Genomic DNA, 21,290 nt, shown 5'->3' on the forward strand with positions numbered 1-21,290 from the left:
GTGTCGGGTCAGGGGTGGGACGCGATCGGCGTCGAGACGAAGCGGGGAGCGCTGCCCAGAGTCAGTAGCAACAGGGGGCCGATCAAGCTGCAGGCAAGGGAATAGACCAGCATTGCCGAATAGCCTCCGGTGCGGCTGAGAAGGAAGGCGAACAACAGTGGCGCGAGGGCTGATGCCACGGTATTCAGACCCTGGTGTACACCGAACAGGCGGCCGTACTCGCGCAGGCCGAAGTAGCGTGCGACCAGGAAGGCGGCGATGTCGAACTCGGCACCGGCGCCGAAACCCACCAGCACGGCGGCCAGCAGTAGCGGAGCGAACTCTGTGGTGCCGCCGAGGTAGACCAGGCAGCCGATGGCCGGCAACGCCAGGCTGATGGCGGCCACCATTGGTGGCCAGAGGCGGTCGAGCAGGTAGCCGATGAGCATGCGGCCAAAGATCAGGGCAATGCCGAAGCCACTGAAGATCAGGTTTGCCTCTGCGGCTGGCAGGCCTTTGGTCTGCAACATGGGGACGGTGCTGGTGACCATGCCGACGATAGAGGAAATCACAAGCGCCAGGGCCAGGTTGCAGGTCCAGAACTTGGTCGAGTACATGCCTTCACGGAAGCTCAGGCCGGGCAGTTCTAGCAGGGTACTGGTGTCGCCCTGCGCGCGTTGGCCGGCTCTGTCGGAAAGCTTGAACCAAAGCAGGGTCAGCGGTAATAGCAGCAGCAAGTTGAGCAGGGCGAGAAGAACGAAGGCTGCGCGCCAGTCCCATTGCTCGATGCTCCAGGACATCAGGCGCGGGACGACCGCCGCGGTCAAGCCGGTACCGGACAGGCCGATAGCCAGGGCCAGCCCGCGATTGCGGTCGTACCAGAGGCTGAGTAACTGGGTCCAGGTTACCGCCAGCGCTCCCATGCCGATCAAAGGCAGGACAGCGAAAGCTAGGTATAGCGACCAGATCGACCCGTTCAGCTGAGTGGTGCCTAGGTAGCCCAGAGACAGCAGGATCAGCGAGATGACTGTCACCTGCTTCATGCCGTAGCGCAAGTTGAACCAGCCAACCAGCTGCAGCGAGATTACTGCGCCACCGAAGAGGAAAGTGATCGCCGCCTGAAGTTCGCTCTTGTTCCACCCGAATGCCGCTTCCAGCGGCACTACCAGGGTACCGAACCCGTAGAGCAGGGCAGCATTGATGCTGACAGCAACCCCAACCACGGACAGTAGCAGGATGCGCCATCCCCGTTTGAACTCGGTGAAGTCAATAGCCGCTTCGTTTCGGGCGGTAGGCATGGTTTGGCGTCCTTTATTGGTTTTGTAGGGCCGGGGTCTCGAGCAGGCAAGGCGTCTTATTTGATGTTATGTACATAAACGTGAATACTGTGCAAATAGTATGGCGGGGCAGCGTGCCTGTCCAGCTATCTTCCATAACAACAAGAACGGTGAGTGCCATGATGTTTCTGAGAGGGCTTTCGATCGGCGCCAAGCTTCTCGTGCTGCCAGGGTTGTTCGTGCTGTCACTACTGATCGTGTCGGGGATGGCCTATAGGGGGCTGCTCAAGCAGCAGGCAGTGATTGAGGAAATCGACCACCTGCGTTTCCATCAGTATCGCCAGGTGCTCGAAACCTCCTCGGCTTCGCAAGCGGCGATGGTGGGCGCCTATGCTGTGGTAGTGCGAATCCTCGAGTCGAATGGCTCGGCCTCCAGGGAGGAGCTCGAGTCCTATCTCGAGGATATGCAGGACAGTATCGATGACATGCATACAGGGATGGGCAAGCTGGCTCAGGAGACCCGCCTGGGCGGCGAGGAGAAAACCCTCTATCGAGCCGTGGAAGAGCAGGCTGGGGTGGTCGGTGAAGGCTTGTCTGACTTCAAACGCACGGCCGTTGACGATCAGTTGCAGGCGGCGGCGTTGCTGGGGCGAATGCGTGCCGAATACAACGGTTTGCAGGGGCAGTTCAACCGGTTGCTGGGGTTGCAGGCGGAGTTGACCTCCAATGCCTTCATCGAGGCTGGCGATCTGCAGCGGCAGTTGTCCAGGATGCTGATTGTTGTCCTCGTTGCGGCTAGCGCTCTAGCTCTGTTTGTCAGTCTGCTGCTGCGTCGACAGATTGTTCGAGCCATTCGGGAAATTGAGCAAGCTTCCGTTAGGTTGCGCGATGGCGACCTGACCCTCCGTGTGCGGGTAATGGGGCGTGACGAGATAGCCCATACTGCGCAGGCTTTCAACGAGCTGATTGACAGTTTCCAGCAGGCAATGTGGCAGGTCACCAATGTGGCAATTTCGGTTGGCACTTCAGCGGAACAGTTGGTGGAGGCCTCCGCACAGGTGGCTGAGAGCTCCACTGCGCAGGTCGATGCTGTGGCCTCGGTATCGCTCATTATCGGGCAGATGAGCGACGGTATAGCGACTATTTCCAGTCATGCGGAAAGCTTGCGCAGTTCGGCGGAGGCGAGCCTGCACGGGGCGGAGAATGGTCATCTGGCGCTGTCACGCTTGCTCGAGAATATCGACAGCGTGCGTCACGCGTTCTCAGAAATACGGGGATCGGTAAGCGACTTCGTGGAAAGCACCACGGCCATCACTGCGAGCATTACTCAGGTCAAGGACCTGTCGGCCCAAACAAACCTGCTGGCCCTCAATGCGGCTATCGAAGCCGCGCGCGCCGGCGAAAGTGGGCGTGGATTCAGCGTGGTGGCGGACGAGGTGCGCAGTCTGGCGCAGCGTTCCGCCCTAGCGGCCAACTCGATCAACGAGCTGACCTCGAAGTTGGAAGGGCAGTCTGAGGTGGTGGACGAAGCCTTGCGTGCTGGCACTGTGGCGCTGGAGGACAGCAGCAGGCTGCTGGCTGACCTGGAGTCCACGTTACAGCAGGCGGCGGAATTGGTGGGGGATTCCACTCGTGGCGTGGAACAGATTGCCGATGCGGTCCGCGTGCAGAATGTCGGTGGACGGGACGTGGCTCTGAATGTCGAGCGCATTGCGCGCATGGCTGGAGAGGGGGATGCGATTGCTCATAGTGTCTCCAGTGCCGTTATTTCGTTGCGAGGGCTCTCCGAGGAGTTGACCCTGGCGGTAGGTCGCTTCCGCTTTCAGGGAGAGTCGGAGGCGGCCGACTGCACCTTGGTCTGATCCTGTGCGGGAGCATCGATTGCGTTTGCCTTTCTGTTACCGGCGGATCGGCGGTAGTTAGCCGGTTTTGAGCGGTCTGGGGGGATAGGTCGCAGCTATTCGAGGCGAGATGACTTTGGTTTTTGGAAGCGTACTGGGCTTTTATTTACAAATTTAAGAAAAGTGTTCATTATTTTTGCGCCTGCTTGGATAAGGAGAATAAGATGAGTTCCGACAAGGCCCGATTCGAGGTTGTGGTCGAGCGCAGCCGCTGCTGTGGCTACGGTCTTTGTGCTGCGATCTGTCCCAGCATCTACAAGCTGGATGCCGATGGTTTGGTTTACGTCGATAACAAGGCTGTTCCCGTCGAACTGGAAGACGAGGCACGAGAGGGCGCCGAAGCTTGCCCGGCCGAAGCCATCTGGCTCGAAGAGATCAAGCCTGAGGGGCAATAGCGGTATCCGATCTGAGAAAATCAGAACAAGAAATGGAGAATGCAATGACTGGGCGTCTTGAAGGTAAGGTCGCGCTGATCACCGGAACTGGCGGTGGCCAGGGTAGGGCGGCGGCGCTGCGCTTCGCCCGTGAGGGCGCTATCGTCGTGGGCTGCGACCTCAATGGTGCAGCACACGAGGAAACCGCCGCTCTGCTGAGCGCCCAGGGACTTCGTCTGCATGGTCGAGCGCCCGTCGACCTCGGTGACTATGAGCAGGCCAGGGCCTGGGTCGAGGCGGCTGTGGTTGAGCATGGTGGCATTGATATCCTGTACAACAACGCATCGGCGGCACGCTTCGGCAAGGTCAATGAACTGTCTGTCGAGGATTGGCATTACACCATTCGCAACGAGATCGACCTGCTGTTTTATACCACTAAGTACGCCTGGGGCCATCTGGCTGCGCGGCGTGGAGTCATTATCAATGTTTCTTCCACGGCAGCCTGGGGTGGCTCCAAGGTCGCGGGAATTTCCGCACATGCCGCAGCGAAGGGGGCGGTTGTGTCCTTTACTCGGCAACTGGCTGTCGAAGGGGCTCCCCTGGGGATTCGCGCCGTTAGTCTCAGCCCTGGCTTCGTCGCTACCCCAGGGACCTTGGAGTTTCTGGAAAATCCGGTGGCGCGAGCGGCGCTTCTCGATGGTGTCCTGATGGACCGCCCTGGCGAACCCGAGGAAGTGGTCGCCCTGGCCCTATTCCTGGCATCCGGCGAGGCCTCCTTCGTGACCGGATCTGATTTCGTCATCGATGGCGGTCTGCTGGCTATCTAGCTAGGCATAGCCGTTCCTCCCAAGACATTCGAACAAGAAGGTGAAGGCATGGATATCATCGGCATCGGCTACATGGGGTTCGAGACCGCGAGCCTTGACGCCTGGCGCGAATATGGCCCGCAGGTCATGGGTTTCGGCATTGGCAAGTCGCCGGACAGCGATCTGGCGTCGTTGTATTTCAGGATCGACGACCGGCGGCACCGCTTTGCCTTTCACCCTGGCAAGGTGGATCGCCTTGCCTATATCGGTTGGGAGGCGGTCGGACGTATGGCTTTCGAGGCTGGTCTGAGGAAGCTCGAGGCTGCGGGAGTGGAGTTCGTGAGAGGCGATACGGCGTTCTGCGAGCTACGTGGAGTGCGTGAAGTAGTACGTTTCCGCGACCCGGTGGGCTACCAGTACGAACTGTTCTACGGACAGAAGTGGACGCCACGCTCTTTCATTCCCGGTCGTCCGCATACCGGCTTCCTGGCCGATGAACGTGGTGCTGGGCACGTAGTGGTGATCACTCCGGAATACACTCCGGAGTTGGAGCATTTCCTGCTCGATGTGATGGGTTTCCACTGGTACGGAGCCGGCGCCGGCAAGGGCCGAACCGGCTTCTTCCGCGCCAAGCTGAACAACCATACCAGCCACGACATCGCCTACGGCCACGGTCCAGGGCGCATGGGGGTGCAGCATGTCGGCCTGTTCGTGCGCAATGTGCGTGATGTGGGTGAAACCTACGATATCGTGCGCAAGCGCGAACTGCCGATGATGATGACCCTTGGCCAGCACAGCCAGGATCCGCATCTGTCCTTCTACCACTTCACACCGTCCGGCTTTGCCTTCGAGACCATAGCTGAGATTGAGCCGTGGCAGGGCGATCCCTATGAGCTCAACCCCGAGACCCTGAGTTTATGGGGCCATGAGATGGTTGGTCCGATCCTTGGACCGAGCGTGCGTACCCCCGAGGAAGTGCTGGACGCCGAGTACCTAGCCGGCAAGAAGCGCTGAGCATGCGCCTGGCGAGGGTTGAGGTAGCCGGTGAGGTATTCTGGGCATTGCTCGATTCGGATCTGCAGCGCCTTCGCCGCATTCGCGAGCCATTCGCTGCCTGGGCGCAGGTGATCGGGCAGGGGGGATGATCAACCTGGGACTCGATGATGACTGCCTTGCGCTGTCGGCGTGCCGCTTGCTGCCGCCCTTGGAGCCGGGGGCGCGTGTTTTTGGCGTGGGCTTGAACTATCGCAGCCATCTTGAGCGTCTTGGCAGTTCGCCTCCGGCTCATCCGCTGGCCTACTTGAAGCCGGATTCCGCGCTGGTTGGCGCGTACGACGAAATAGCCTATCCGGCCCTGACCGGACAGCTCGACTATGAGGTCGAGTTGGTCGCTGTGGTTGCCCGGCCGCTAGGCGAGGAAGCGCTGGCCAGTGCTTGTCTACTCGGCTACACGGTCGGCAATGACGTCAGTGCGCGGGACGCGGGGAGGCGTATCGGTCGCCTCGACCTGCTAACTCAGAAAGCCATGGATCGCACTACACCGATCGGTCCCTGGATCGTCACTCTCGACGAATTGGGCGGCACCGGACAGCCTGAGTTGGAGATGGGCCTAGAGGTCAACGGTGAACCGCGTCAGCGGGACAATACTCGGCAGATGATCTTCCCGGTGGACGAATTGCTCGATTATCTTGATGCGCGTATTAGCTTGCGGCCGGGCGACCTGGTGTTCACCGGCTCGACTCACGGTGTGGGCATGGAGGATGGTCGCTTCCTTGCGCCGGGTGATTTGGTCGAGGCGCGCATCGACGGGATCGGCGAGCTGCGCAACCGTGTTGGTCCCCGGCGTATACTGTCTGCTGCGCGAAGTGCCGGGCGGCTGGGCAGGCCTGACGGCGAATGAGTATGGACAGGCAGGCCAACTCTGCTTTGGCAGTGGCGGAACACTCCTCGTTTTGGGCGCCGTTGCGTCATGGCCTGTTCGTCGGCCTTTGGCTGGCCTGTGCGGTCGCCAACCTGGCGATCTGGATGCAGACCGTGGGGGCAGCCTGGATCATGACCCAGCTATCAGCATCACCCCTGATGGTTTCCCTGGTACAGACGGCCATTACCCTGCCTGTCTTCCTGTTCGCTTTGCCGGGCGGGGTGCTCGCTGACCGCATGGATCCACGCCGTTTGTTGCTTCTCACCCAGGCGGTCATCTTGGTGGCGGCCGCAGCGCTCTGCCTGCTGGATTGGGGGGAACTGCTGGAGGCCTGGTCGCTGCTGCTGTTCACGTTCCTGCTGGGGGTCGGTAGCGCCTTGGGTATGGCGGCCTGGATGGTGACGGTGGTCGGAGTCATTCCACGTGAGCAGGTGCCGGCGGCGGTCTCTCTCAATGGTATTTCCGTTAATGCCACTCGGGCCCTGGGGCCGGCTCTGGCCGGCGCACTGATCGTCTGGTGGACCAGCGCCGCAGTATTCCTGGTCATCGCACTATGCATGGCTGCAGTGCTCGTATTCATCTTCCGTCTGCCGGCTCGCGTCCATGCCGACGGCTTGCCACCTGAAACCTTAGTCGGCGGCATGCGCAGCGGCCTGCGCTACATCCGCCACTCGACGGTTCTGTCTAGCGCGCTCAAGCGGGTATTCGTGTTCACCAGTTGCGCCAGCGCGTTATGGGCACTGATGCCGCTGGTAGCCAAGGAGGAGCTGCGCATGGACGCCGGTGGCTATGGGCTGCTGATGGCGTTTATGGGGGCTGGGGCGGTCCTCGCTGCGCTCGGTCTGACCAGCATCTATCGCCGTTTTGCCCTGCGGCGGTTGATCGACGCCGGGGCGCTCGCCTTTGCTGTGGCGACCCTGGCGGCGGCGCTGTCGCGCAGCCAGGTGGTGATCTGTGCCACGCTCCTGCTGGCCGGCATGGGCTGGATGGCGGTGAACGCGACCATTTCCACCGTGGTACAGACTTATGCTGCGAACTGGGTGCGAGCCCGTGTCGCCTCGGTTTACCTCCTGGTGCTGATGGGCTCAATGGCCCTTGGTGGCGCCCTGTGGGGGCTCTCGCGCAATATCTGGGGTTGCAGCAAAGTCTGCTGCTATCGGCATCGAGCATCTTCCTGGGCTTGTTCCTGACTCGTGGTGGGGCGATCGAGATGGGCCGCGAAGCTGACTTCGCCGATGCCCAGCAAACGGACAAGCCGATGCTGGTCACTGAGGGCGTCGCCCACGGCGACGGGCCGGTGTGCATCGAAGTCGGCTACCGGGTGGATGCTGCCGGGCGTGAGGCGTTTCTGCGTGTGGTCTATGCCGTCGGCCAGACGCGACGGCGTAATGGTGCGCGGAATTGGTGCCTGTACCGTGATCTGGAGGAGTCCAACCGCTACGTCGAGCGCTTCATCGTCGAGTCGTGGCTGGATTACCTGCGCCAGTGCGGACGCATGACCCAGGGGGACGAAGCGCAGGCAGTACCACTTTCGCCTTTTCGCGAGGGCCGATCGACCCGACGCTATGTCAATCAAGCACCGGTAGAGGGCTTCTAGAAATCTCTATATTAAATTTGCTAGTCAATAGTGTTCTCGTTATAGAATTGATCGATAGAAAATAATAGAGAGCACGCCTATGGAAAGCCCAGAGCTCACGGAGGTTGGCAATAGTCGCAAGGGCTCCAGCGTCACGGTGAAACCGGTCGCCAACGCGATTCGCATACTCCGTCATTTGAGCCAGAGCGGGGCGCCGGAGCGTTCGGTGGACATTGCTCGGCGCCTGTCGATCAACCCCAGCACCTGCTTCAACATCCTGCGTACCTTGGCCATGGAGGATGTGATCGATTTCAACCCGATGTCCAAGCGCTATTCGGCCGGCCTGGGATTGGCCCGCCTAGTTGGGCAACTGGTTACCCAAGGGCAGCGTGTGCAATTGGTTAAGCCGCTGCTGCAGGAGTTCGCCGCGCGCATGCAGGTAACTATCACCCTTTGGCGGCGCATGGGGGAGGATCGCATCGTCATCGTTAGCTCGGCGGCCAGTCCTGCCGATGTGCGCATTGACATGGCCGAGGGGCAGCGCTTTCCGATGCTGATGGGGGCCAGCGGTCGGCTGTTCTCGACCCAGCTGGACCTGGACACGCCGGCATTCGAGGATATCTACCATCGGATACGCTGGGCGCGCCACTTGCCAATCGAGACCTATCGCGAGGAAGTTCACCTAGCCGCGGAACGGGGTTGGGCGGTGGACGATGGGTATTTCTCGGTTGGCATCCAGGCGGTCGCTGCGCCGGTGTATTCCCCTGAGGGCGCAATCGATTTCACTGTCTCCGCCGTGATGTTCCGCGGCCAGCGAGACGACGAGGGGGTTGGTGAACTGGCCGCCGAGCTCATCGAGTTCTGTACCTCACTGGCGGGTATTCTGTTCTGATCTCTTGGCTGGTGACCGCGTCAGTCGCAGGCCAGCAGCAGGCTGCCGCCCAATGGGCCGCCGCCGGCGGCCACCACAGAGAGGGAATGTGGTGCAGTCTGGCGTCCTTCCGCGCGTCCCCATAACTGCAGACAGGCTTCGTGGACATAGCCCAGGCCGTGGGTGCGTCCACCGGACAGTTGGCCACCGTTGGTATTGAGTGGCAGCCCGCCGTCCAGGGCGATCCTCGCACCGCCTTCAACAAAGGCGCCGCTTTGTCCCACCGGGCACAGACCCAGGGCTTCCAGCCAGATCATGGTGAGGATCGAAAAGCCGTCGTAGAGTTGAGCCGAGCCGACATCAGCTGGCGTGTAGTCGGTGCGCGCCCACATCATCCGGGCAACGTCGAAGGCTGCCATCTCAGTCAGCGAGATCTGATCCCAGGACCACGGTTGGTTCAGCGCGGCCCCGATGGCCTCTATACGAATAGGAGCATTGCGCGTGTCCCGCGCAGCATCGCGGCGCGATAGGACGATGGCGGTGGATGCATCGCAGTGCACATCACAGTCGTACATGCGCAGGGGGGTGGAAATCATCCGCGAGTGCAGGTAATCGTCCATCGTCATCGGCGTGCGGTAGATGGCCTTGGGATTACGTGCAGCATTGCGTCGGCAGGTCAATGCGATCTGCGCGAGTTGTTCGGGGCGGGTGCCGTATTCGTGGAAATGGCGCTGCGCATAAAGTGCCATCAGGTTGATGCCGGACATGACATTGAAGGGCGTCAGCCATTGCCAAGCGTAGCTACTATCGCGCCCTTGGGTCTTGTTGGTCAGCGCTCCTGCCTGCCTGTTGTGCAGGCGCGCCGTGGCCTCGGTGATGGTTCGGAATACCAGGACGTGGCGGCAAAGACCGGCGGCGATGGCCATTGCCCCGTTGATCACCCCGGCCAGAGGGCCAGGCCCCTCGTAGCCGGCGCCAAACCAGTTGACGTTCAACCCTAGGGCGCTTTTCAGGGCGCTGGGGCCGACTGGCGAGAAGGGATCGCCATTGTTGTTGTCGCCCGGCCAGCAGGCGACGCCATCGATGTCATGGCGCTCAAGGCCTGCATCGGCAATTGCTTCCAGGCAGGCATCGAGGGTCAGGTGCATAGCTGACTTGCTAGACGGCCGGGCCACCTCGGACTGGCCGATGCCGGTGATAGCGACCTCTTTTTCGTAGCGATGAGGGGGCATCATTGATCCTTCTCAAACAGAGGGAGCCAGACATCCTCGATGTGGAGGAAGCTGACCCGTACCAGCATGTCGATCCGCACTTGGAGCGGGTCCATCCCAATTACATTGCTGACGAAACGCAGGCCCTGCTGCTCGACCAGCTCGATAATGGCGACGACGTAGGGTACTTCCAGGTCGGCGACCCAAGGCTGGTAGTTGAGGGTGTAGCTCAGCACCTTGCCTCTTCCTGACACCGCGCGAGGTGCGACCTCCCGGCTCGCGCAGCGGGGGCAGATTGGCCCGGGCGGGTGGAAATAGTGTGCGCAGCCCTGACAATGGTGGATCAACAGCTGGTCGTGCTCGCCACCCTGCCAGAAGGCGCGGTTGTCGGCGTTGAGGGCGGGCAGTTTTCTGGTCATTCGCGGAACCTGCGAGCACTGGCTTGGATGTATGTGCTCTAATAATTGCACATATTTTCTAGAAGTGTCATATATTTATGCCGGGTTATACGCTAACCACATAGCTCGCTATCTAACAACAAGAGGATCCTTTTGCCATGTCCCGGCCTTTGCAAGACAAGACAATCATCGTCACCGGCGGGTTCGGTGCTCTCGGCGGGGCCGTTGGTCGCCTGCTGCTGGAGCGCGGTGCGCAGGTTGCTCTGCTCGATCGCGCCGAAATTCCAGCTAGTCTGGGCGATGTTTCTGGGGTTCTGCCCTTGGGCGGCGTCGACCTGACCTCTACCGAGTCGGCGCGGCTTGCCGTGGCCCGGGTGGTGGAGCGCTTCGGACACCTCGACGGCCTAATCAACGTCGCTGGTGGGTTCGCCTGGGAATCCTTCGAGGATGGCGCTCTGGATACGTGGGATCGCCTGTATCAGATCAACCTTCGTACGGCTCTGGTGAGCAGCCAGGCTGCGCTGCCCTATTTGCTTGCTGCCGAGTCCGGACGCATCGTGAACATTGGCGCTCTGGCGTCCCTGAAGGCGGGCCTGGGCATGGGCGCGTATGCCGCCTCCAAATCCGGGGTGGCACGCCTCACTGAAACACTGGCTGAAGAGCTCAAAGATCGTGGGGTCACCGTCAATGCGGTACTGCCAAGCATCATCGACACTCCAGCGAATCGCGCAGACATGCCGGACTCCGATGCCAGTCGCTGGGTAACGCCGGAGGCTTTGGCCAGAGTAATTGCATTCCTGCTCTCGGACGATGCCACACCCATTACGGGAGCCTGCCTGCCTGTGGCTGGTCGGGTATGACGCCCGTGGCCTTCTGCTGCTCTTCGACTGGAGTACAAAAGTCATGAGATTGGTAACCTTTACCGACGGCAACGGGTTTGCGCGTGCCGGGGCCTTGCTGGAGAACGACCAGATCGTCCTGGACCTACAGGCCGCCTGCCAGGCCCGATACGGAAGCGAGCGTCCCGAGTTGGTCAGCGTGCTGGCGCTGGTCGAGGCCGGGGAGGAGGGCTTGGCTCTTGCCCGTTCGATGGTGGAGCAGGTTCCTGCAAGAGCCGTGCGTGCCCGGGCGGCGGTGAAGCTGCACGCACCGATTCAGCCACCGCCGCAGATGCGCGATTGCTCCTGTTTCGAGCTACACCTGCGGCAGAGCTTTGCCGCAGCACGCCGGGCCCGTGCACTGCGAACGCCAGACCCGGAGGCTACGCTCAAGGCGATGAATACGCGTGCCGACGAGCGCGTCATCGAAACCTTCAACCGCCAACCCATCTACTACAAATGCAACCGCTTCGCGGTCATCGGTATTGACGACGAATTCCAGTGGCCGAGCTTCAGCAAGGCGCTGGACTTCGAGCTGGAGTTCGGTTGCTACATCGGCAAGCGTGGTAAGGACATCAGTCGCGATGCGGCCCGCTCGCACATCGTCGGTTACACCATCTTCAACGACATGAGCGCCCGCGACGCCCAGGCTGCGGAGATGCCCGGCATGCTCGGCCCTGCCAAGAGCAAGGACTTCGACACGGCGAACATCATGGGGCCATGCCTGGTGACGGCTGATGAGTTGGGCGACCCCTACGATCTGGAGATGGTCGCGAAGGTGAACGGCGAGGAGTGGGGGCGTGGCAACACTCGTGAGATGCGCTGGTCCTTCGAGGACGTCATCGCCCATGTGTCGCGTTCGGAAACGCTCTATCCCGGGGAGTTCCTCGGCTCCGGCACGGTCGGCAACGGCTGTGGCCTGGAGCAGTTGCGCTATCTGAAGTCTGGCGATTTGGTCGAACTGGCGGTGGAGGGTATTGGTGTGCTGCGCACCCGGGTGGGGCGCGCGGAGCAAGGGGGGGCTGATATGTCTCAAGCCGCAGCTCTGTTGGCACGTGATATCCCAGAGCGTTGCTTTGCGCTTTATGTGTACATTTTGGTTAAAAGTGTCTTATATTCTGCCGAGGCTTTCATTCGCCGTAGTGCCCTGATCAGGAGGCAATCATGCTAACAAGAACAAGCCCTGTATTGTCCGACGGAACCAAGGTTTCCGACCTTATCTTCCCCGATACCCGCGAAGTACAGATGCGCGTGCTGTCGGACCGCGAGATCTACGAGCTGGAGATGGAGAAGATCTTCGGCAAGATCTGGGTGTTCCTCGGCCATGAGTCCGAGATTCCCAACTCCGGCGACTTCGTTGTGCGCGACATGGGCTCCGACTCAGTGATCGTCGCCCGTGGAAAGGATGGCGAGGTTTATGTAAACCTCAACGTCTGCCCCCACCGCGGCATGCGCATCAGCACCGCCGACTGCGGCAATACGCAAATCCACAAGTGCATCTACCACGGCTGGGCGTTCCGTCCCAACGGTGACTTCATCGGCTCGCCGGTGGAGCGCGAATGTATGCATGGCAAGATGTTACCCAAGGAGGCGCTTGGCCTGAAGAAGGCTCGGGTCACGCTCTATGGCGGGTTGATCTTCGCCACCTGGAACGTCGATGGTCCCTCCTTCGATGAGTTCCTCGGCGATGCCAAGTGGTACTATGACATGCTGTTCTGCCGTTCTGACAAGGGCATGGAAGTGCTCGGTCCGCCGCAGCGTTTCATTGTCAATGCCAACTGGAAGACTGCTGGTGAGCAGTCCGCCGCCGATGGCTTCCATACCTTGACACTGCACCGCTGGCTGGGCGAGGTCGGTAACTATGCGAAGAAAGGCGACGGTGAAGGTGAAGGCGCCGACCTCAGTCCGGAGATGATCGGTGTGGAGGTCAGTTCGCCGCACGGCCATGCTCTTCGCTGCATTGACCTAGCCCGCAAAATCAAACGCCTTACCGGTCTCGACCCTGCGGAACTGTCGGTGCAGGAGAAGCTGAACGCCTTGCCGCCGGCCGGGATGACGCGTGAAATGGTTGAGCAGTTGGCGCGCAATCTCAGTGAGGAGCAGCTTGAGGTACTGACTAGCATGCCACCGCAGGTTGGTGGGATGTTCCCGAACATACTGTTCGGGTTCGTCTATATCCCGCAGCCGGATGGATCGGTGGTTGGCTCCATGACCATGCACGCATACGTGCCTCAGGGGCCCGACAAGCTCGAGTTCGTCAACTGGATCTTCGCCGAGAAGGACGCACCAGCAGAACTGCGCGAGAAGATGCTCAGGCAGACTATCCAGCTATTCGGTACCTCCGGGATGGTCGAGCAGGATGACTCCGATACCTGGCCGCACATGACCCTGGCTGCCAAGGGGGCGATGGGCCGCCAGATGACCCTCAAGTACCAAGCCTGCTATGAGACCGGCGCGCCTGCGGGCTGGCCAGGGCCGGGCATCGTCAACGAGGGCTTCACCAAGGACGACACCCAGTGGCATTGGTGGTTGTACTGGCATGAACTGATGACGGCGGAGAGCTGATCGTCGCGTCGTTCCAGGCAAAACCACACATTTCAGGAGTTACACATGGCCCAAGTACAAGAGCGCGGCGTCGATCAGATCCAGCCGGGGTCGCCCGTCGGTATCAAGCGCGTCCCGGTAGGTTCGGATATCTACAACCAGGTGGTGACCTTCCTCTATGAGGAGGCGACCCTGTTGGATCAGATCCGTCTGCAGGAATGGGGTGCACGCTTGGCTCCAGACCTCGTCTATACCGTACCGCTTCGCCACACCCGCCTGCAGTCGGAATTGTCCACCACCATCGTGCGTACCGTGCAGCATTACCATGACGACTACCGTTCGATCATGGGGCGAATTCTGCGGCTGTCCGGCAAGAGCGCGTGGGCGGAGGATCCGCCCTCGCGCACCCGGCGCCTGGTGACCAACGTCTTCGTCGAGGAGACCGAAAAGTCCAACGAGTTCGTGGTGACCAGTTACTTGCTGTTGACCCGCAATCGCTTCAAGGACCACCATGTCGACATCATAAGTGGTGAGCGCCGGGATGTGTTGCGTTTGACTGATGAGGGCTTCAAGCTGGCGTGCCGCGAGGTCATTCTTGATCAGGCCGTGTTGGGCACGCCGAACCTCGCCGTGTTCCTCTGACGACCCTACCATGGCGCTCCCTTCTTTGAAGGGAGGCCTAATTCCGTTGTGGGCCTCGGTGCCGGGGCGAGTTATACCGGTACAGGTTTTTTTCATGTTGGCCCTCTCTTGGTGGGCGTGCTGACGTTTTCGGAGCGCACGTTATCTGCCGAAGCCAGCGTCATGTTGTGTCGGAGTTTTGTTTCATCCGGTTTGGCTCACCCCCTTCCCCTAAGGGGAAGGGGGCTGGTGAGTTGGCATCAGTGGCTGGCTGGTTATTCTCCGGCCAGCCAGTCTTGGTCGCCCGAGCATAGATGTGCTGCCGTGTCGCTGAAATCCCAAGTTGAACCCTTGATCCGTAGGGCTTGCGCAGCCCGTGCCGGTTGCTGGCTATAGCAGAGACTGGTGCTGGATGCATGGACCTGGGAGTCCAGTGGATGCTGGCGGCCCAGTGAAATCTGGGTGCACCTGCGTAGCAATAGCGCAGCTTCCGCATCTTCTTCGGGAAGATGGCTAAGGGCCCAGCGAGCCATTCCTTCGCGCAGATTTACCCCGCAGTAGGGCGCTGGCCCTTCGATGATCGAGCCTCGTACCTCCCAGCTCAGCAGGAGCCTCCCATCACGAAGCAGTACCGGTGTCGTGCGTTCGTTGACGCGGTCCGGTACTTGGACATCGTAGCATCGGCGGAGCGTTCCGCGGGCCGCATTGGCGATGGCCAGGCCGGCAAGGTCTAGCAGGTGTGTGCATTGATGCTGGGCATCGGTCTGCCGGGTCACTGTATGGGCGATATGGCTGAGTGGCATGCCGATCAGTTGCTCCAACTGATCGGTTGCTTGTGGGCAGGCGGAGTAGGGGTAGCGCAAGGCCTCCCCGCCAATCTCCCGTACGATGCCGTCACTATGGTGTAGCCAGACGCGGAAGTGATGGAAGTCGTCCTCAAGAGTAGCCCGTATCTCTCGCATGGCATCCTGTGGCGTAGAGACGATTTCCACTCGGCGGCGGAACATGCTGGTCATCGTTTTTTCCTTGCGCTGGTTTCCGCAGGTGCCTGATCTTGCGGATTGAAGTATATTTGAACAGTATACGCAAAAGTGTTCATCTAAAAACAAGAAGGAATTCGTTATGAAGCTATTGCAAGAGCAGATAGCGCTGGTAACTGGCGCTGGTGGCGGTATTGGTCGCGGCGTGGCGTTGAGCTTTGCCAAGGCCGGCGCCGCGGTAGTGATAGCCGAGCTGGACGAGGCCTCTGGCAAGGCTGTGGAGGGCGAGTTGCTGGCGCTTGGCGCGCGCGCGGTTTTCATCAGAACCGACGTGACCAGCAAGGTGGATATTGAGGCGGCTATCCAGGTGGCAGTGGAGCGTTTCGGAGGGCTGGATATTCTGGTCAACAATGCGTTCGCCCCCACGCCCAATGTGCTACTGGAGGAGAAGACCGACGAGATGCTGGCTCGGACCCTCGACTCCACCTTGTGGGCCGCTTGGTGGTCGATGAAGGCTGCACTGCCGCACATGCGCGTGCGCGGCGGCGGCAAGATCATCAACTTCTACTCCATCGACACCGAGGTCGGTGCTTGGCTGCATGGCGACTACAACGCAGCGAAGGCTGGTGTCGTCGGTTTGACCCGCAGTGCGGCCTCGGAGTGGGGGCGTTTCAACATCCGCGTGAACGCCATTGCGCCTACCGCCATGGGGGCAACCTTCCATAAGCTGGCGGCGGAGAGCCCGGGGTTTGCCGAGCGTTCCGCCGCTCTACGCCCGTTGGGGCGTTGCGGGGAGCCGGAGGAAGATATTGGGCCAGTAGTGGTATTTCTGGCTTCTGAGATGTCGCGCTTCGTCACCGGCGAGACTCTCCATGTCGATGGCGGGCTGCACCTCCCTGGCTACAATTCCCGACCGGCCACCGTACCTGTGCGCGAATACTGACGGGAGGCATCGAGCGCGGCTATTGCCACCGCGCTTTCTTCTGTAACACGGGGCGAGGTCGCAAGATCAGGGTGAGGTGCACACTAGTTCCATCGCGAGGAAGGATAGCGAGCCCCGGCCAGTCAGAAAGTGAGGCCGGGGCTGCATGGCGGGTCAGCGCTTGGCGATCTTGATATCAGTGTCTTCCAGGTCCCAGGTGTCGGCTGTCTTGCCTTCGTCGCGCAGCTCATACTTCAGCACGCGGCCCTGGGGGTTCTTCGGCAGGTTGGTGCGGAACTCGATGTAGCGGGGCAGGGCGTAATAAGGGACTGACTCGACAGCCCAGTGGAACAGCTCTTCCGGAGTCAGGCAGGCCCCTTCATGTAGCACTGCGGTCACCTTGACGTCGTCCTCGCCCTTGTCGGACGGCACGGCATGCACGGCAACCTCGGCCAGGGCCGGGTGCACAGCGAAGGCGGCTTCCATCTCGAAGCTGGAGATATTTTCGCCACGGCGGCGCAGGTAATCCTTCTTGCGATCGACGAAATAGAAGAAGCCTTCGTCGTCGAACTTGCCGACGTCGCCGGTGTGGAACCACATGTTGCGCATCAGCTTCAGGGTATCTGCGGGGCGATTCCAGTAGCCCTGGAACATGATGTCCGGACGTAATGGGCGGACGACGATTTCGCCGGGAGTGTTGGCGGGCAGTTCTTGGTCGTTGTCATCGACGATCCGCACGTCGAAGTCTGGGATGCGTTTGCCGGACGAGCCAGGCGCTGCGTATTCGCCGGCGGCCAGAGAAGTGACTACGCAAGCCTCGGTGAGGCCATAGCCATTTCCGCCGACCAGTTTGCTGCCGAAGCGTTCGCGCCAGATTTTCTTGGTTTCCTCGGTATAGGGGTTGCCGCGAGCAGTATGGATCTGACCATAGCAGCGTTTCATCGCCTCGTTGTCAGGGGCCTGAGCTAGCAGGCCACCCATTCCGCCGAGGATGGAGGCAATAGTAGCGCCGGAACGCTCGACTTCCTGCCAAAAGTTGGAGACCGAGAAGCGCGGTAGGATCGCTGCCCGTGCACCAACGAGGATGCTGGCGATGATGCTGACGCACAGGGCGTTCATGTGGAACAGCGGCAGGGGCGTGATGGTTACGTCGTTTTCGTTGGCCGGACCGGCTCGCAGCTGTAGGCGCGCCAGATTGCACATGAAGTTGTAACTGATCATGCAGCCCTTTGAGGGGCCGGTGGTGCCAGAGGTATAGATCAGACAAGCCAGGTCGGAAGCTTCCGGTTTGACGCTCAGAGGGGTGTCGTCGTTGCCACGGTGTTCGTCCAAGGCGGCGATAGGAATGCGGCAGTTCTTGGGAGCAATGAAGTCACCGCGACAGAGAATCCGGGTGACGTTAGTGAGCTGCTCGGCCAGCGGAGTGATGCGTGTCAGGTAGTCCGCTTCGCAGATGACCAGATGGGTTCCGGTGTCAGCGATCTGGTGACGGAGGAACTCGCCTTTGAGCGCGGTGTTGATCGGAACGCTAACTGCACGCAGCTTGTTGATCGCCAGCCAGCACACGACAGCGTCGATGTTGTTGTCCAGCATTGTCAGCACGGTCTCGCCTGGTAGCACGCCGAGGTTCGAGAGCGCATGGGCCATGCGGGTGGAAATCGAGTCGACTTCAGAATATGTGTATAACTTTCCGCTGAAATCCAATAGGACTCGGTCTGGATGCTTTGCTACCGCTCGTTCAAGCGCTGCGATAACAGTGTCTCGTTCCCCCATGGACCAGGTGTCCGGATGGCCAGTGCCGCTCATGTCTCGATCTCCTTAGGGCCTGCCCTGGTGCGGGCAAGCGATTTTATTTTGAAGAGAGAATGCCATTCTAGATTCAAATTTTACAGATGTCTTCAGTTAAAATTTGAACAGGTTTTGCTGATACTGCCTATATCTTGTGGTAGTGTTGCTCTTATTTAGCCGCTGAGAATCCTTGTCAATGACTTCGAAAGCCACCAGATCGAGCAAGGGCGCGAGTGACAAGCTCGCCAGAAAGAATGCCAGTCCTGCGGAGAAGCCTGCTACCGTCACGAAAAGGCCTGTTCAGAAAAATGGTGTTGCCTCGTCGGTGAATGGCAAGGTAAGGCCCAATAAGCGCTCCGAGGAGACCGTTACGAATATCCTGTCTGCCACCGAGGAGGTGGTGCTGCGCTCCGGCGCAGATCGGATATCGATCCTGGATGTTTGCCAGGTGGCTGGGGTGTCCCGGGGGACGTTCTATCGCTACTTCTCCTCCCAGGAGGACTTGCTGGATACCTTCTCCCGCCACAAACGGGACAGCTTCCATGAGTCGCTGGCCTTGGCGCTGGGGGATATTGCCGACCCCGACGCGCGTTTGAATGCGCTGATTACCTACCTCGATAATTACCTTGAGCAGAGCCGCGCCCGACGCTTGCTCGTGGTGGCGCCTGACTATGCCCTGGGTTTCTTCCGACGGATATTCCATGATTCCATCGTGCGCTTTCAGGATCTGCTGGGGATCGTGTTCGATGAGTGGGATGCCCGGCTAGGCATCAAGATCGACCGGGAGCTGGTCTGCGAAATGATCATTCGCTATGTCCTGAGCGAAGTGCTCGTGCCCGAGGGGGTTAGTCGTCGTCTCTTGCCGGTACGTGTACGGAAACTCGTCGTTGCCTTGACTGTCGGCTCCACCTCGCGCTCTCGCCGCTGATCGACCTTGCCGCCACCCTCTGCTAGGGGGTGGCTGGCTCCTTCCTCTCTCCCGTCCTCTCTGCTTTAGCCCCGCCCTCACTCAGTCGCACCCTTCCCATCCGATCTCGTCTCCCCCCTTTTTTTTTCCTTACCCATTCCTCCTGGGGCTGTTCTGCTACCGCTCGTCTCGAGAGGTTGGAGTCGGGGTTGTGTCTTGTGATCTTAAAAATAAATTGAACAGTTTTTTGATTTATGATCAATTTAAAATTATGCTTCACCATGAAAGCGGGCCTGACGCGCATGTTGAGTGATGTGTACCCGGCTAGGCCGGGTACGCCACGAGCGTTGCGCTACATAAACACAAAAAATGCCACTCTGAGGTATCCAGACTATGCTCATCGATCTTCACGCCCACGCGCCCCATCCCGACTACTACGACCAGCATCCCTACTGGGGACCGGCCTTCGAGCTGCAACCCGATGGCGACATCAAGCTGCGAGTGGGAGACTGGATACTGACCCTGGGTGCTCCGGAGCGTAAGAAGGCGCTGCGCGAGGCGCATGCTCGTGGCGAAACGCTGAACGTGGCGGAATACATGGCGAAATGGCGTGACCCGAGCCATCGCCTCGCTGCGATGGATGCGGCGGGTCAGGCTGCCCAGGTGCTCTCGGTGCCGAGCCATTGCTACATGTACTGGACGGAAGCCGAGTTCGCCGTGCCCTTTGCTCGCCGGGTCAATGATGCGCTGGCGAGCTACTGCTCTGCAGCGCCCAATCGCTTGATGTTCTGGGCACACGCGCCACTGAATGTACCGCACGAGGCGGCCAAGGAAATCCGTCGTGCCTGCACCGTACTGGGCGCCAAGGGCCTGGTTGCCGGTGGTTCCAACTTTGGCGGGCTGGAATACGACTCACCCGAGCTGGATCCCGTGTGGGAGACACTGTGCGACCTCGACCTGCCGATTTTCGTGCATGGCTACAACCAGTCCGTAACCTGGGGTAAGGACGCCAATACCGATCGCTATGAGACGACCGCGATCGTGGGTATGAACTATGACGAAACCAAGTGCTTCTGGTACCTGATCAATGGCGGTGTGCTGGATCGCTTCCCGAACCTGAAGGTCTACATCACTCATGGTGGTGGCTTCGTGCCCTATCAGTTGGGGCGCATGGCGCAGACCAACCCCAATCTCGACGTCTATCACAACAAGAAGCCATTCCTGGATTATCTGTCCAACTTCTATTTCGACGTGGAGTTGCACGAGCTCCCCATGCGTCAGGCCATGCTGGACGTCATTGGTGCTGATCGAGTGGTGTACGGCTCCAACTTCGGCGGCAGTGATGCGGTGCGCCATGACCTGACGGAAGGGCTGCGCCTATCCGACGAGGATCTGCAGAAGATCCGCTGGAAAAACGCCTGTGATCTCCTGCACCTGGATCCGACCAAATTGGGCAAGGTGGGTGCCTGATGAAGCTGGCGCGCTGTTCCTATTTCCAAACGGGGCCCTTCTGGGCTGTCGTTGACCCTGAGCGCGACGAGGTCCATGCCATCGATGGGGAATTTTCCCAGTGGGCCCCCGCATTGGCCAGGGGGGCAGGTATCAGTGCCCTGCGCCTTTCTGGACCGTCGCTACCGCTGTCTAAGATGTGCCTCCTACCTCCGATCGAACCGGTCAACCGGGTGGTGGTGGCGGGTGCAAACTATGCCAAGCACCTGGCTGATGACTTCGGCCTCGCCAGCCCTCCACAGCCGGTGGCCTTCCTCAAAGCCTACGGTGCGCTGATCGGCGCGAAAGACCCGATTCGCTATCCACCCCTGACCGAGGAGCTAGACCACGAGGTCGAATTGGTGGCGGTGATCGGTAATTCCGAGATAGACCTGGATGACCCGCTGGCCAGCGTTCTGGGCTACACCGTTGGCAACGACGTCAGCGCACGGGACCTGCAGCGCAGTGGTCCGGCGGGTATCGGCATGGACCTGTTTGCGGCCAAGAGTCAGGACTGTACCACCGGGCTTGGGCCCTGGATCGTCACCAAGGACGAGTTTCCAGTCGGCTCACCTGAGCTGCGCCTAATCCTTAAGGTCAACGGCGAGATTCGACAAGACGGCTCGACCGCGGAGATGACCTGGGATGTCGGCCAGCTGATTCGTTTCGTCCAGCAGCGATCCAGCTTTGCCTGTGGTGACGTGCTGTTCACCGGTTCGCCGGCCGGTGTCGGCATGGGAACTGGCCGATTCCTCAATCCCGGGGATGTCGTCGAGGCAACCATCGAGGGCATAGGCACATTGTGCAACGTAGTGGGCAAGAAGTCCCGCGACTGAATCGAGAGCGAA

General features: G+C 60.3%; 18 protein-coding genes and 2 pseudogenes. 15 read left to right on the forward strand and 5 right to left on the reverse strand.

Annotated elements, in window-relative coordinates:
• Positions 1-8: 8 nt before the first annotated feature.
• Entirely contained in the window at positions 9-1,277 is a 1,269-nt protein-coding gene (locus tag PKO50_RS07980) for an MFS transporter (RefSeq protein WP_058490422.1), read from the reverse strand.
• A 158-nt stretch (positions 1,278-1,435) separates the two neighbouring features.
• On the opposite strand from PKO50_RS07980, the gene PKO50_RS07985 reads away from it, so the two are divergent.
• The 7 genes and pseudogenes from PKO50_RS07985 (at position 1,436) to PKO50_RS08015 (ending at position 8,726) form a co-directional block, all read left to right on the forward strand.
• Complete coding sequence (locus PKO50_RS07985) at positions 1,436-3,118, forward strand: methyl-accepting chemotaxis protein (protein ID WP_058490421.1); 1,683 nt, start codon at positions 1,436-1,438, stop codon at positions 3,116-3,118.
• Between the two features lie 203 nt (positions 3,119-3,321).
• Positions 3,322-3,552, forward strand: a complete 231-nt coding sequence (locus PKO50_RS07990) for a ferredoxin (RefSeq protein ID WP_058490419.1) — start codon at positions 3,322-3,324, stop codon at positions 3,550-3,552.
• A 44-nt stretch (positions 3,553-3,596) separates the two neighbouring features.
• Complete coding sequence (locus PKO50_RS07995) at positions 3,597-4,358, forward strand: SDR family NAD(P)-dependent oxidoreductase (RefSeq protein ID WP_058490417.1); 762 nt, start codon at positions 3,597-3,599, stop codon at positions 4,356-4,358.
• Between the two features lie 48 nt (positions 4,359-4,406).
• Positions 4,407-5,351 carry a VOC family protein gene (locus PKO50_RS08000; protein ID WP_058490415.1) on the forward strand — a complete coding sequence of 315 codons (945 nt, stop codon included), beginning with the start codon at positions 4,407-4,409 and terminating at the stop codon, positions 5,349-5,351.
• A gap of 2 nt (positions 5,352-5,353) precedes the next feature.
• A pseudogene (locus PKO50_RS08005) lies at positions 5,354-6,237 on the forward strand (fumarylacetoacetate hydrolase family protein).
• A pseudogene (locus tag PKO50_RS08010) lies at positions 6,234-7,855 on the forward strand (MFS transporter). The pseudogenes PKO50_RS08005 and PKO50_RS08010 overlap by 4 nt, the downstream one beginning before the upstream one ends.
• Before the next feature lie 79 nt (positions 7,856-7,934).
• Complete coding sequence (locus PKO50_RS08015) at positions 7,935-8,726, forward strand: IclR family transcriptional regulator C-terminal domain-containing protein (protein ID WP_058490410.1); 792 nt, start codon at positions 7,935-7,937, stop codon at positions 8,724-8,726.
• A 20-nt stretch (positions 8,727-8,746) separates the two neighbouring features.
• Here PKO50_RS08015 and PKO50_RS08020 read toward each other — a convergent pair whose 3' ends face one another.
• Both PKO50_RS08020 and PKO50_RS08025 read right to left on the reverse strand, forming a co-directional pair.
• Positions 8,747-9,937 (reverse strand): thiolase family protein, encoded by a 1,191-nt coding sequence (locus PKO50_RS08020; RefSeq protein ID WP_058490407.1) that lies wholly within the window; start codon positions 9,935-9,937, stop codon positions 8,747-8,749.
• Positions 9,937-10,335 (reverse strand): OB-fold domain-containing protein, encoded by a 399-nt coding sequence (locus PKO50_RS08025; RefSeq protein WP_058490405.1) that lies wholly within the window; start codon positions 10,333-10,335, stop codon positions 9,937-9,939. The genes PKO50_RS08020 and PKO50_RS08025 overlap by 1 nt, the downstream gene beginning before the upstream one ends.
• A 137-nt stretch (positions 10,336-10,472) precedes the next feature.
• Between PKO50_RS08025 and PKO50_RS08030 the strand changes: the two genes are divergently transcribed.
• Genes PKO50_RS08030 through PKO50_RS08045 form a run of 4 tightly spaced genes read left to right on the forward strand, consistent with a single transcriptional unit; the run spans position 10,473 to position 14,378 of the window.
• Entirely contained in the window at positions 10,473-11,174 is a 702-nt protein-coding gene (locus tag PKO50_RS08030; RefSeq protein ID WP_058490403.1) for an SDR family NAD(P)-dependent oxidoreductase, read from the forward strand.
• Positions 11,175-11,217: 43 nt separating this feature from the next.
• Positions 11,218-12,363, forward strand: coding sequence for a fumarylacetoacetate hydrolase family protein (locus PKO50_RS08035; RefSeq protein ID WP_275629296.1), 1,146 nt, complete (start codon positions 11,218-11,220; stop codon positions 12,361-12,363).
• Positions 12,357-13,757, forward strand: coding sequence for an aromatic ring-hydroxylating dioxygenase subunit alpha (locus tag PKO50_RS08040; protein WP_058490397.1), 1,401 nt, complete (start codon positions 12,357-12,359; stop codon positions 13,755-13,757). The genes PKO50_RS08035 and PKO50_RS08040 overlap by 7 nt, the downstream gene beginning before the upstream one ends.
• A 45-nt stretch (positions 13,758-13,802) precedes the next feature.
• A complete protein-coding gene (locus tag PKO50_RS08045) occupies positions 13,803-14,378 on the forward strand; it encodes an aromatic-ring-hydroxylating dioxygenase subunit beta (RefSeq protein ID WP_058490396.1) in 576 nt (191 codons plus the stop codon).
• Positions 14,379-14,632: 254 nt separating this feature from the next.
• Here the strand turns inward: PKO50_RS08045 and PKO50_RS08050 are convergent, their stop codons facing one another.
• A complete protein-coding gene (locus PKO50_RS08050; RefSeq protein ID WP_058490395.1) occupies positions 14,633-15,373 on the reverse strand; it encodes a DUF2889 domain-containing protein in 741 nt (246 codons plus the stop codon).
• 106 nt (positions 15,374-15,479) lie between these two features.
• Between PKO50_RS08050 and PKO50_RS08055 the strand changes: the two genes are divergently transcribed.
• Positions 15,480-16,280, forward strand: a complete 801-nt coding sequence (locus PKO50_RS08055) for an SDR family oxidoreductase (protein ID WP_058490394.1) — start codon at positions 15,480-15,482, stop codon at positions 16,278-16,280.
• 153 nt (positions 16,281-16,433) lie between these two features.
• Here the strand turns inward: PKO50_RS08055 and PKO50_RS08060 are convergent, their stop codons facing one another.
• A complete protein-coding gene (locus PKO50_RS08060; protein WP_058490392.1) occupies positions 16,434-18,065 on the reverse strand; it encodes an ATP-dependent acyl-CoA ligase in 1,632 nt (543 codons plus the stop codon).
• Positions 18,066-18,243: 178 nt separating this feature from the next.
• Here PKO50_RS08060 and PKO50_RS08065 point away from each other — a divergent pair, with 178 nt between their 5' ends.
• The 3 genes from PKO50_RS08065 to PKO50_RS08075 all read left to right on the forward strand — a co-directional run bounded on the left by PKO50_RS08065 (position 18,244) and on the right by PKO50_RS08075 (position 21,278).
• Positions 18,244-18,975 carry a TetR/AcrR family transcriptional regulator gene (locus PKO50_RS08065; RefSeq protein WP_058490387.1) on the forward strand — a complete coding sequence of 244 codons (732 nt, stop codon included), beginning with the start codon at positions 18,244-18,246 and terminating at the stop codon, positions 18,973-18,975.
• Between the two features lie 372 nt (positions 18,976-19,347).
• Positions 19,348-20,424 carry an amidohydrolase family protein gene (locus PKO50_RS08070; protein WP_058490386.1) on the forward strand — a complete coding sequence of 359 codons (1,077 nt, stop codon included), beginning with the start codon at positions 19,348-19,350 and terminating at the stop codon, positions 20,422-20,424.
• Entirely contained in the window at positions 20,424-21,278 is an 855-nt protein-coding gene (locus PKO50_RS08075) for a fumarylacetoacetate hydrolase family protein (RefSeq protein ID WP_058490385.1), read from the forward strand. The genes PKO50_RS08070 and PKO50_RS08075 overlap by 1 nt, the downstream gene beginning before the upstream one ends.
• The last annotated feature ends 12 nt before the right edge of the window (positions 21,279-21,290 follow it).

This window comes from Pseudomonas sp. 273, from assembly GCF_029201425.1.
Taxonomy (GTDB): Bacteria; Pseudomonadota; Gammaproteobacteria; order Pseudomonadales; family Pseudomonadaceae; genus Pseudomonas; species Pseudomonas delhiensis.